This is a genomic window from [Clostridium] fimetarium (genome assembly GCF_900111235.1).
In the GTDB taxonomy this organism is placed as follows: Bacteria; Bacillota; Clostridia; order Lachnospirales; family Lachnospiraceae; genus Clostridium_N; species Clostridium_N fimetarium.
The window spans coordinates 329630-342074 of record NZ_FOJI01000002.1; the positions used below are offsets into that span (position 1 = coordinate 329630).

A 12445-nucleotide genomic window follows, 5' to 3' on the forward strand; every position below is an offset into this window, starting at 1 on the left:
ATTGTCTCGCAGAGCGAGCCAATAAAAGATGCGCAGGAATGGTGAAAATGATGAATGAAAGTCAGAAAGTTAATAAGAATGCAGGATTCTCACTGGTTGAACTAATTGTAGTAGTCACCATTATTGCGATAATGGTGGGTGGAAGTTTTGCAGGATTCGCCATGCTAGCAAGAGGAGATTCCAAGAAGGCTGTTAAGAATATCTCTTCGCAGATTACTGAATTGCGAACAAATACCCTATCAGTAGCAGGTAATTGGTTTGCTGAAATATACAAGAAAGACAATACCTATAGAATAGACATTAAGAAAAAGATAACTTTACCGGATGGAAAAACTACATCGGAAGAATTGGTGTCTTCAACAGCAATCGGTTCAAAGATTGTGATTTCTTATGTTGATTCTGTATTTACGGATAAAAAAGATATCAATGATAGCAATAAATTAGTGATTTCATTTATGCAAGGTTCGGGGAAAGTTAATCAAGTTAAGCTTGTTAATTCAGATTTATCAGAAACACCATTAATTGGTCCTATTAGCCAAAGTGGTAACATTATTGTAAGTGTAAAGTCATCAACAAGTAATTCGCTTACTTTGTGGTACTTGACAGGAAAATTAACTACTGATTATTAATCGTAAATGGGGTGAGTATGTATTTATGGACAAACTAAAATTCAATAATAAGGGCATAACGCTTGTCGAATTACTAATCGCAATGGCGATAGGAACGATTGTAATATCAGCAGTAATTATATTACTGAATAATGGAATTAATAGTTACAGCAGACAGACCATTACTTCACAGCTTCAAAATGATGCTAATATAACATTGAATCAGATGACAGATGCAATTATGGAAGCAAAATGTATTGATATCTATAATAGGATTAGTGCAACTGGAGATACACCCAATTTTATCACCAAACGGGATGATGGTAAGGGTAATGGTAATGCATACTCCTATGATAAGACAAATAAAATTTTGTGTGTTGGTCCCACACCAATATTAACAGGCAATTATACTCAATCAGGGATGTTGTGTAAGAATGTCGAAAGTTTTAAGGTACAAATACTTAATTCAAGTCTTAAAACAGAGGAAATAACTGAAACAAATGAAGCAGGTGTTGTTTCTACAAATCAAAAAATAATAGGAATTAATAATCCAATTCAGATTAAAGTCACTTTAAAACTAAATTATAATGGAATCGAAAGAGAAGTATCTAGGGTAACATCACTTAGAAATGAGATAAAAAATGTTGCTGATTTTGCAGTTCAAAATTTCACAATGACAGACTTTCCACTTAAATCACATATCGCTGGCTATTTTACAGATTAATCACATGAAGGAGAATTGTATATGATAGCAAAAATGAAAAATGATATAAATGATCGAAAATTATTTACAAGTATTGTTGTTTTTGCAGCTATTTTTGTGATTGCTGTGGTTTCTATTATTGGGATTACTGTATTTGGTGGAAATACTTTGACCTCGCCGATTCCTACAGAAGTGGTATTGAATGGAAAAACTTATACAAATGCCAATCCATTTGTAATATTGGAGATTGTTCCACAAGAAGGTTTAGGAGAATTGGGCTATATGGTTGGTGGAAACAGTATGCCAATATTGGCTTCGGATATACAAAAGATTTCAGATGGTACAAAGAAAACTACAGTTTTAGATGCTTGGAAAGATTGCGTGGGATGTATAACTGGAATATGGGATCGAACGAAATATTCAGATAACGGTCTTACAATCGAAGGTTTCGCAGATAGAAATTTATTCGCAAATAGCGTATTTGGTAATAGTAATATGCGTGATAAAATACTTGTAAAAACCGTAGCGGCCAATGCAGCAACTAAGGAAATGGTAGATTCAGCCGAGATGGTATATATCAATCCCGGATATCATTCAACAAAATTTTATGAAGCATATAACTTAATGGCACAAAATACTAGTAGTAATAATAAACTAAGCAAAAAATATAATTCCGTAAATACAGATTCCAATAAAGCTACATTTAGTCAATATAATATTTCTGCTGAAGTAGCACTTGAAATTTATATTAGAAGTGAAGAACATGGTCTTTCGGTCGTATATGACAATTCACAGACAGTTTGGAGCAATACTAGTCAAAGTGATAATTATAGTAAATTAGGACAGCTTTTGCTTAGTATTGAGCCAGATACATTTGTAACTGAATATGCAAGCCAAAGTGTTAGTAATATATATAGTGGTACAAAAGGTAGTATTGGAGTATACAATTCTGTTTTGCAAATCAAGAGAAATTCAGCGAATGTTAATTGGGATAGTTATATGTTTGTTGAAAATAATACGCCCCAATACCCATATTTTAATGGAGGTACGCGGAATACAATATATCTAAATGATAATGTATTATCTTATTCTGGATATAATTTGATGGATATGATTTTTCTTAACGGAGGAAGTAAAACAACTGATTATAATGGTGGAACTTATCTAGGTACTGATTTTGATATTGCTAGATCGCTATATGGATTAAATGCAAATGGTGAATTATCATATACGAGTATGACTCGATATATTATTGGTGATTTCCCCGCTGAAGGTGAATTTGACAAAATTAATGTATTGGAAATTGAACCATCTGCAGCTTATCAATATAACAATTATGCTGGAGCTGTAAAAATTGCCAAATATTTTGGATATAACGCTAACATTATGACTGAAGCAAACTGGACTAACTATGTAAATGTTAAATCTATTGCAAGCAACGGATTTAATGGCATGAATGAGGATCTATCTGAAATATATGATTTGGTAATCATTGGATCTAATAATCCAACTGGATATTTGAAAACTTCAACTATATATTCAAAAATGGGTGAATTGCTAAAAATACAGAGCAACAGCAAATATGCTAGACTTAGTGGAAATGACTTGACGGCAAAGTCAGTTGGAAAATTAACAAACTATGCTAAGACTGGTAAACCAATGATTCTTTCAGGAGCGTTGTACTATGGTGATAAAACAATAGATTCATCAGCAAATATATATAATTTGTCAATTACAAAGTTAAGTGTACAAATATATAATGGAAATAGTTCAACTAAAAAAATATCAACTAAAAATATTATGAAAGAACCAAGTGGTGATGACAGCTATAGATATTTAACTAAAATGGTAAAACCAGTAATCACTGTAGATAGTAAGTTTAAGATGATTTACAATGGAGATACTGCAACTGCGACATTTGATACATCTGACTTATCAGATTTTACATTCAGCGGAATGATAGGCAAAACTGCGAAAGATTATAATCTTGTTTTATATTTTGATAAAGATAGTAACGGTCTCTTTGCACCTGAGTCTACAGATGATTCCAATGAGGTGTTTTTAAATCAGACAATTAGAACAAATCAAGATGGAACATTTAGCGTTAATATCGATTTACCAGAAACTTTAAGAGGGTATTTGGCGTGGAAGGCGGTAGTAAAGGATCCTTTAACAGACCTATCTTCAGAAGACACTGGGGGAATTGTAATAGAAGTAAACTCACAAGATATAAAAACTGTAAAATTATTGCAAATATGTCCTTCTAATTTAGACGCGCTAACGCTTAATATGAGTGATGTTAATGGTCAATTTCAGAAGCTGTTTAATTCGGTTAAATCAGTTACAGGAATTAATCTAGATGTGACATTGATGACTACTAGGCAGTATGAGAATATGTATAAAAATGGTAATAATTATACACTAGGTGATTATACAAAGAATAATTTTCTTAAAAATTATACCATGGTTGTAGTTGGGTTTGCAGATACATATGGTGGAGATGATGTTGATAATGGTAATGGAGCACTTGATAATTTATATGATTATATAAATAAGGGAAATTCGGTATTGTTTGTTCATGATACCACAACATATCATGCTTATAGTGATGGTGCTAGTACTAGTGTATTTGGAGTCAATTGGGGATATCAACTTACAAAGAAATTTAGATTCCTTATTGGCATGGATAGATATGGAGTTTCATTAAATAACAATCCCACTGCATATAATCAAGGAAATTATATACAAGGCTATACGAATGATTTCATGCTTAGATTTGGCAAGGATTTAAATAATAATGACTATTCAATGTTTGGTGGAGTACCATCTACTTATAATCAATTTATTACAACTAATAAAGTAAATCGATTGAACCAAGGCCAAATTACAGAATTTCCATATAAGACCGCACAAGATCTACCAATAGCAACGACGCATGCTCAGTATTTTCAACTTGATTTAGAAGCTCACGCAAACGTCGCAGAAGATGTAGTGGTCTGGTATACGATAGGGTCTGATAATAACTCAAACATAATATATAATTATACTGGGCAGGATGCAGTTAATAATTATTATATATATTCAAAAGGTAATATTACATATTCAGGAGCAGGGCATTCAAAAGTCGATGGTTCGCAAGAACTAAAACTTTTTGTTAATACAGTTATTAGAGCAATTTTATCAGGTAACAGTGCACCAGAAATCAAAGTTAATAATGCTGCACTTAAGTCAGCAGGTATGTATGAATTATTTACTAGAGATAATGCAAAACTGCCAATCATAAAATTTACTGCATCTGATTTGGATTTAAGCAAAAATACAGGTAAATTTGAATCTGGGTTGGTATATTGGGATACGGATGGAAATAATGCATATAATGTGGGGGATATTGTTATTAAGACATATGACTCAACTAATCCCATAATGAATGCACAAGAAAACACAATCGACCTAGAGGACTATTACAATTATACATATAAAGGCGTTACGTTACGAAAGTATTATAGTGATAATAATGTTAAGATTGGCTTTCAAGTAACGGATTCTGCAAATGCAACGGGCAATGCAACGGTATCAATATTTTATAGAAACTTATTTGAATTGAATTAAAAGCAATTTTATAGTATAGCTAAAAGACCCCAAGATCTAACATATATTAAACTGTATGTTAGATCTTGGGGCATTTTTTATCCTTTAATGAGTATAGGCAATATACTTTCATAAAATATATTAAATACGATATAACAAATAATTATATACCACATAACGTATTGACAAATACAATTATAGTGATACAATTATGATAATTAGGTTACACAATATCGTATATTAATACAGGGGGTAATATGTTTAGTAAAGTGATAAGTGGTACAATCAATGGTCTTGAGACTAGTCTTGTCAATGTAGAAGTAGACGTGAATAACGGCATTCCGTCATTTGAGATGAGTGGATTTTTGGGCGCACAAGTCAAAGAATCAAGAGATCGTGTTAAGATTGCAATTAAGAATTCCGGCGTGAATTTAAAAACACAAAGAATATCAGTTAATATGTCACCGGCCGACATAAGAAAAGATGGGACTGGATTTGATTTGCCGATCGCGATAGGAATATTGGCAGCGAATGGAATTGTTAGTGAAAGATTATTGGAAAAGACATTTTTAATTGGCGAACTTAGTTTAGATGGAAAAATCAACTCAGTAAAAGGAATTCTGCCAAGCGTATGTGTTGCAAAAGATAATAATTTTGAAAGATGTATTGTACCATATGCCAATAGGAATGAGGGCTCAGTCGTTAGTGGTATAGACGTATATGGAGTTCGAAATTTAAATGAAGTAATCGGATTCTTAAATGGTGAATATGAATTGAAGCCAGTTAGAAATATTAGCTTTGAAACATTTTGTAAGAAGAATAGTAATTGCGATAATGTGGATTTTAGTGAAATAAGGGGACAGCATATAGCAAAGAGAGCATCATTAATTGCAGCTGCAGGAATGCATAATATTATGTATATTGGTGCACCAGGAAGCGGAAAAACACTTATGGCAAAGAGAATCCCAACAATCCTTCCGACAATAACCTTTGAGGAAAGCTTGGAGATTTCAAAGATTTATAGTATAGCAGGATTGTTGGATAAAGATAACGTCTTAATCACAAAAAGACCATTTAGGCATCCACATCATTCGGTAACGATTAGTGCATTAGTTGGAGGCGGAAAAATACCGAAACCAGGAGAGATAACTTTGGCTAGCAAAGGCGTTCTGTTTTTAGATGAGCTAACAGAATTTTATATGTCAACGATAGAAGCTCTTCGTCAACCGCTCGAAGAGAAGTCTGTTACAATAGTGCGTTTACACGCCGCATTTACTTATCCTGCAGACTTTATGCTTGTAGCAGCAATTAATCCATGCAAGTGCGGATATTATCCTGATAAGAACAAATGCCACTGTTCTGAATATGATATCAATCGATACTTAGGAAAAATAAGTCAACCATTTTGGGATAGATTTGATATAAGCGTTGAAACTGGAAAGATGAACTATTCAGACTTGAAACTTACACAGGAAGAATACATGAAGGAAAATTCATATATGACTTCAAATGACATGAAAAAAATGGTAGATACAGCAATTAATTTCCAAAAACAAAGAAATAATGGGAAAAAAGTAAAATTAAATGCAGAATTAACAATTGAAGAAATTAAGAAATGTTGCCAATTGGGCAATGAAGAGAATAAACTTTTAGAACGTGTTTTTACAAAACTGAATCTGACAACAAGAGGGTATCATAAAATTCTAAAGACTGCCAGAACGATAGCGGATTTAGAGGAAAGTGACAAAATTAGTTGTATTCATTTGAGTGAGGCGATTTCTTATAGAAGCTATGATAATTCAGTAAGCCGTTAAATATTTAAAAAGATGAATATTTCATGCTACAATATACGACGAAGGAGATAATATGGACAAAAGTGTAGAAGATTATTATTGGTATTGGTTATGTAACATTCCAGACATTGGGAATGCAAAAATAAGGGCAATGTTAAATATATTTGGTAATGCGAAGGAAGTATATGATGCATCTGATAAATTATTGGGGTATGTTCAAGATTTAAAAGATAAAGAGATTAATAGTATTATTGAGAGTAAAAAGGATAATGACATATACATAAACTTCATGAAATTAGAAGAGAAAAAGATAAAATTTGTTCATGTAGAAAGTGATGATTATCCAAACAGACTGAAGAAAATATTTGATTTTCCTTATGGCTTATATTATAAAGGGAATTTGCCCCAAGAAAATATTCCTACAGTTGCTATAATTGGGGCTAGAGACTGCACCAATTATGGTAGAGAAATTGCGAAGATGTTTGGCTATGAATTTTCGAAATTAGGAGTTCAAGTAATTAGCGGAATGGCTAGAGGAATAGATTCTTATGGTCATGTTGGTGCAATTAATGCTGGAGGTAGTACATATGCAATACTCGGCTGTGGGGTAGACATATGTTATCCCAAAGAAAATATTAATCTTTATTCGGATATTTTACAACAGGGTGGTATTATTTCAGAGTATTCACCAGGAACCAACCCATTGGCATATCAATTCCCTATGAGAAATAGAATTATTAGTGGTTTAGCAGATGTTATTATAGTAGTAGAAGCAAGAGAAAAGAGTGGATCGCTTATAACAGTTGACCAAGCACTTGAACAAAACAAGGAAGTAATGGTGGTTCCTGGGCGTATTGGGGATAGACTAAGTGAGGGGTGCAATAATTTGATTAAGATGGGGGCTCAAGTAATTACAACGCCAATGGATGCGTATGAAAACCTAGGAATTATGCAATATATTAGTAGCAAATCAGATAACAATAATAAGAATATGCAAGCTGATTCTGCTCAAGATAATTTTACGCTTGCGTGCCAAGATAAAATGGTGTATAGTTGTGTAGATTTATTCCCCAAAAGTATAAACAGTATAATAGAAGAAACAGGCTTAGATATAAAAGTAATAACTAATGTTTTATTAAATCTGGAATTAAGAAATTATATAAGAGAGATTTCAAAGAATTATTATGTGAGGGTTATTAATTCTGCACAATTTTCTTGAATATAGGAGGCTGAAATGGCAAAGTATTTAGTAATAGTAGAATCACCAGCTAAAGTAAAAACGATCAAAAAGTTTCTTGGAGCTAATTATGAGGTTGCAGCTTCTAATGGTCATATAAGGGATTTACCAAAGAGTCAACTTGGTATAGATATTGATAATGATTTCGATCCAAAGTATATAACGATTAGAGGAAAAGGTGATATTCTTGCTAAGCTAAGAAAAGAAGTAAAGAAATCTGAAAAAGTATATCTCGCAACCGATCCAGATCGTGAGGGAGAGGCTATTTCTTGGCACTTAGCTAAAGCGCTTAAGATAGAAGATAAAGATATTAATCGTATAAGTTTTAATGAGATTACTAAGAATGCAGTTAAGTCATCTATAAAGGAACCAAGACGTTTAGATATGGATCTTGTTGATGCACAGCAGTCAAGAAGAATCCTTGATAGAATGGTAGGATATACAATCAGCCCACTTCTTTGGAAGAAAGTTAAAAGGGGACTCAGCGCAGGACGTGTTCAGTCGGTTACACTTAGAATCATCTGTGATAGAGAAGATGAAATTAATTCATTTATTCCTGAAGAATATTGGACATTAGATGCAGTTCTTAATATCAATGGCGAGAAAAAATCAGTCGTTGCTAAGTTTTACGGAGATGACAAGGGTAAAATCGAAATCAAGAGTGAAACAGAAATGAAGAACATTCTTAAGAAATTAAAAGGTTCTGAATATAAAGTTAATCTAGTTAAAAAAGGCGAGAAAATAAAAAAAGCGCCACTGCCATTTACAACAAGTACTTTACAGCAAGAAGCTTCAAAGGTACTTAATTTTTCAACTCAAAAAACAATGCGTTTAGCACAGCAGCTATATGAAGGCGTTGAAATTGCAGGTCGAGGTACAATTGGTATTATTACATATTTACGTACGGATTCTATCAGGATTGCAGATGAAGCGCAGGCAAGTTCGAATGAATTTGTTGTTAATAACTATGGAGAAAATTATCTCGCTGTTCCACATGCACAGAAGGAATCTAAGAAAAAAATACAGGATGCGCATGAAGCAATAAGACCTACAGATATTACACTTACTCCAACGGTGATAAAAGAATCTTTGTCAAGAGATCAGTTTAGATTGTATCAACTAATTTGGAAAAGATTTACTGCAAGTAGAATGAGTGAAGCTGTTTATCAAACTACGTCAATTAAGATTAGCGCTGGTAAATATATATTTACTGTTGCAGTTTCAAAATTGAAGTTCGATGGCTTCTTGTCCGTTTATAAAGATGAAGACGTTGAAAAAGAAGAGAATAATTCAGTAGCTAAAGATATTAATGAAACTACATTATTAACGCTAGATGAACTAGATAATAAGCAACATTTTACGCAGCCACCAGCTCATTATACAGAGGCATCTCTTGTTAAAACATTAGAGGAACTTGGGATTGGCCGTCCAAGTACTTATTCCCCAACAATTTCAACGATTATTGCAAGACGTTATGTAGCAAAAGAGAATAAGAATCTGTATGTTACAGAGCTGGGTGAAGTTGTAAACAGTATTATGATTAAGGCATTTCCAAGTATTGTTGATGTTAATTTTACAGCTACAATGGAATCGCTTCTTGATAGTGTAGGAGAAGGAACCGTGCAGTGGAAAACAGTAATTAGAAATTTCTATCCAGATTTAGATGAAGCTGTTAAAGCGGCTGAAAAAGAACTGGAAAATGTAAAAATAGAAGACGAAGTTACAGAAGTAATCTGTGATTTATGTGGAAAAAATATGGTCGTAAAATATGGCCCACATGGTAGATTCCTTGCTTGCCCGGGATTTCCTGAATGTAGAAATACAAAGCCATATTTAGAAAAAATTGGTGTGAACTGTCCTAAGTGTGGTAAAGAAGTAGTACTTAAGAAAACGCAAAAAGGTAGAAAGTATTATGGCTGTGAAGATAATCCAGAATGTGATTTTATGTCATGGCAGAGACCTTCTGAAAAGAAATGTCCACAGTGTGGTGGATATATGTTAGAAAAAGGTAATAAATTAGTGTGTGCAGATATAAATTGTGGATATGTAGAAAATAAATAAAGTAATTGTATAATAATTATTGAATATATTTGAAAAGTGTGTTAATATTTACTAAAACAACGGTTATAGTGTTTTTAATTTTTCAAGGAGGTATAAGATGAGTGTACAGTTGTTAGATAAAACAAGAAAAATTAATAAACTATTGCATAATAACAATTCACATAGAGTCGAGTTTAATGATATGTGTGCAGTGTTAAGTAGTATATTAGAGTCTAATATTTTAGTAATAAGCAAAAAAGGTAAAGTATTAGGTACGGGATTCTGTAGTGGAGTTAATCGAATTGATGAACTTATTTTTGATAAAGTAGGTGGGTTTGTTGATGGAATGCTTAACGAAAGACTACTTAGTGTGCTATCTACAAAGGAAAATGTTAATTTAGCAACATTGGGATTCACAAATGAAAATGTTAAGAAATTTCAAGCTTTGCTTGCCCCAATCGATATTGCTGGTGAACGACTTGGAACTCTTTTTATGTATAAAAGTGATGATAGTTATGAAATTGATGATATTATTTTGTGTGAGTATGGAACAACTGTTGTTGGACTTGAGATGATGCGTTCGGTAAACGAAGAAAATGCTGAAGAAACAAGAAAACAACAGATTGTAAAATCAGCAATTAGTACGTTATCTTCATCAGAATTAGAGGCAATCAAACACATTTTCGAAGAACTTGATGGATATGAGGGAATTTTAGTAGCAAGCAAAATTGCAGATAGAGTAGGAATTACAAGATCTGTAATTGTGAATGCTTTACGAAAATTTGAAAGTGCCGGTGTGATTGAATCTCATTCATCTGGTATGAAAGGAACTTATATTAAAGTTATTAATGATATCGTTTTTGAAGAGTTAAAGAAATGAAGAAGAAAAGTTTCTAAAACATAGATTTGAAATCAATTTATATCATTCATAATGCCTATGGACAAAAAAGCACGGACGGATCCGATTACAGCAGTATGTCGCTGCCAAGAGGGTTCGTTTTTTTTGAGCATAATAATGAAAACTGTCGAAAATTTATACATATTGTGGAAGCAACTATAAAAAAATACAATATTTTGTGAAATATCTTGTTTTTTTGTCAAAAATTAATTATAATGAAAGATAGTTAAGGTTAAACAAAGTAATACTTGGAGGAATGTTAATTTTGAAAGGAGAGTGTTTTTATGTTTAGTTCAGGAGCATTTGGATATATAGATGTTTTAAATTCAGCAACCAATTCTAGTTGGCTTCGTAACGAAGTTATTTCAAGTAATATTGCTAATGTTGATACACCTAATTACAAGAGAAAAGACGTATCATTTGCAACTTATCTTAATTCGGCTTTGGGGGGAACAGATAATACAACCTCGACACTTACACAGAGAGTAAAAAGTGTTGATTTAAGTAATGTTAACTCTAATGTCTATACAGATAATTCAAATTTATCATATAGAAGCGATGGTAATAATGTAGATATTGAAACGGAAAATGTGGAATTGGCATCAAATCAGATAATGTATAATGCGCTTATTGACAGCATGAGTAATGAGTTCTCAAGAATGAAGTCAGTATTAAATTAATCTTTTTAAAAATAGAAGGGGGAAAAATTTATGGCATTATTTTCACAATTTAATATAAGTGCATCCGGTATGACTGCTCAGAGGTTAAGAACCGATGTTATATCACAAAATATTGCGAATGTTAATACGACAAGAACAGCAGATGGTACACCATATGTAAGAAAACAAGTCGTTTTGACAGAAAAAGGAAGTAATAGTTCATTTAGTAGCGTGTTTGCTGCTGCACAATCAGGGGTGGCGGGCAATGGCGTTAAAGTGACTTCAATTCAAGACGATACTACTACTGCGATGTCAAAGGTGTATGATCCTTCTCACCCGGATGCAGATGCAGACGGATTTGTTTCTTATCCTAATGTAAATATAATCCAGGAAATGACAGATTTGATAGATGCAACTAGGTCTTATGAAGCGAATGTAACAGCCTTTAATGCTGGTAAAGCAATGGCATCCAAAGGTCTTGAAGTAGGCAAATAATATACTTTAAAAATATAATTAATTAGGCATAATATAGTTAAAAACTTGTGGAGGTATTACAAATGGATGTATCATCTATTACACAGAATCTGAACTCGGATTACGTTAGCAAGATAACGAATGCAATGAAAGCCGCGACAGCCACAGAATCGACGGCTACTGATTCAACGGGTAAATTTGATTCAGTGTATAATTCTGCGATGGGATTGATTAATGATACGAATAGTTCTATTCAAGCCGCACAGAAAGCAGAAGTCGATTTTTCACTTGGTAACATGACAAATACTTCTGAGCTGAGCGTTCTTCAGCAAAAAGCTAATTTATCATTACAATATACGGTAGCAATTAGAGACAAGGTTCTTGAAGCATATAAAGAAATTATGAATATGCAGATGTAATTTTAAATCTATACAGCATGATTCAA

At 32.8% G+C, this 12445-nt stretch carries 10 protein-coding genes; all 10 read left to right on the forward strand.

All coding sequences use genetic code 11. The features are described from left to right. Nucleotides 1-38 precede the first annotated feature (38 nt). The 10 genes from BMY18_RS03845 to BMY18_RS03890 all read left to right on the forward strand — a co-directional run bounded on the left by BMY18_RS03845 (nt 39) and on the right by BMY18_RS03890 (nt 12419). Entirely contained in the window at nt 39-629 is a 591-nt protein-coding gene (locus tag BMY18_RS03845; protein ID WP_092450744.1) for a type II secretion system protein, read from the forward strand. Between the two features lie 25 nt (nt 630-654). After that, nucleotides 655-1332, forward strand: coding sequence for a PilW family protein (locus BMY18_RS03850; protein ID WP_092450747.1), 678 nt, complete (start codon nt 655-657; stop codon nt 1330-1332). Nucleotides 1333-1353: 21 nt separating this feature from the next. Further along, complete coding sequence (locus BMY18_RS03855; RefSeq protein WP_092450749.1) at nt 1354-4920, forward strand: DUF5057 domain-containing protein; 3567 nt, start codon at nt 1354-1356, stop codon at nt 4918-4920. Between the two features lie 236 nt (nt 4921-5156). Beyond that, the gene (locus BMY18_RS03860) at nt 5157-6713 is read left to right on the forward strand and encodes a YifB family Mg chelatase-like AAA ATPase (RefSeq protein WP_092450751.1); all 1557 of its coding nucleotides are present in this window, start codon (nt 5157-5159) and stop codon (nt 6711-6713) included. 52 nt (nt 6714-6765) lie between these two features. Continuing rightward, on the forward strand, nt 6766-7911 hold the full coding sequence (gene dprA, locus BMY18_RS03865) for a DNA-processing protein DprA (protein WP_092450753.1): 1146 nt from the start codon (nt 6766-6768) through the stop codon (nt 7909-7911). Between the two features lie 15 nt (nt 7912-7926). After that, nucleotides 7927-9990 (forward strand): type I DNA topoisomerase, encoded by a 2064-nt coding sequence (gene topA, locus BMY18_RS03870; protein ID WP_092450755.1) that lies wholly within the window; start codon nt 7927-7929, stop codon nt 9988-9990. 97 nt (nt 9991-10087) lie between these two features. After that, the gene (gene codY / locus BMY18_RS03875; protein ID WP_092450757.1) at nt 10088-10849 is read left to right on the forward strand and encodes a GTP-sensing pleiotropic transcriptional regulator CodY; all 762 of its coding nucleotides are present in this window, start codon (nt 10088-10090) and stop codon (nt 10847-10849) included. A 302-nt stretch (nt 10850-11151) separates the two neighbouring features. Next, complete coding sequence (gene flgB, locus BMY18_RS03880) at nt 11152-11547, forward strand: flagellar basal body rod protein FlgB (protein WP_092450759.1); 396 nt, start codon at nt 11152-11154, stop codon at nt 11545-11547. A gap of 30 nt (nt 11548-11577) precedes the next feature. After that, the gene (gene flgC / locus BMY18_RS03885) at nt 11578-12021 is read left to right on the forward strand and encodes a flagellar basal body rod protein FlgC (protein WP_092450761.1); all 444 of its coding nucleotides are present in this window, start codon (nt 11578-11580) and stop codon (nt 12019-12021) included. A gap of 62 nt (nt 12022-12083) precedes the next feature. Continuing rightward, nucleotides 12084-12419 (forward strand): flagellar hook-basal body complex protein FliE, encoded by a 336-nt coding sequence (locus tag BMY18_RS03890; protein WP_092450763.1) that lies wholly within the window; start codon nt 12084-12086, stop codon nt 12417-12419. Nucleotides 12420-12445 lie beyond the last annotated feature (26 nt).

Excerpts from the sequence above, each read along its gene's own strand:
- flgC (WP_092450761.1), top strand. The coding sequence starts at position 11,578 with ATGGCATTATTTTCACAATTTAATATAAGTGCATCCGGTATGACTGCT.
- BMY18_RS03855 (WP_092450749.1), top strand. The coding sequence starts at position 1,354 with ATGATAGCAAAAATGAAAAATGATATAAATGATCGAAAATTATTTACA.
- topA (WP_092450755.1), top strand. The coding sequence starts at position 7,927 with ATGGCAAAGTATTTAGTAATAGTAGAATCACCAGCTAAAGTAAAAACG.
- BMY18_RS03850 (WP_092450747.1), top strand. The coding sequence starts at position 655 with ATGGACAAACTAAAATTCAATAATAAGGGCATAACGCTTGTCGAATTA.
- BMY18_RS03860 (WP_092450751.1), top strand. The coding sequence starts at position 5,157 with ATGTTTAGTAAAGTGATAAGTGGTACAATCAATGGTCTTGAGACTAGT.
- BMY18_RS03845 (WP_092450744.1), top strand. The coding sequence starts at position 39 with ATGGTGAAAATGATGAATGAAAGTCAGAAAGTTAATAAGAATGCAGGA.
- codY (WP_092450757.1), top strand. The coding sequence starts at position 10,088 with ATGAGTGTACAGTTGTTAGATAAAACAAGAAAAATTAATAAACTATTG.
- dprA (WP_092450753.1), top strand. The coding sequence starts at position 6,766 with ATGGACAAAAGTGTAGAAGATTATTATTGGTATTGGTTATGTAACATT.
- flgB (WP_092450759.1), top strand. The coding sequence starts at position 11,152 with ATGTTTAGTTCAGGAGCATTTGGATATATAGATGTTTTAAATTCAGCA.
- BMY18_RS03890 (WP_092450763.1), top strand. The coding sequence starts at position 12,084 with ATGGATGTATCATCTATTACACAGAATCTGAACTCGGATTACGTTAGC.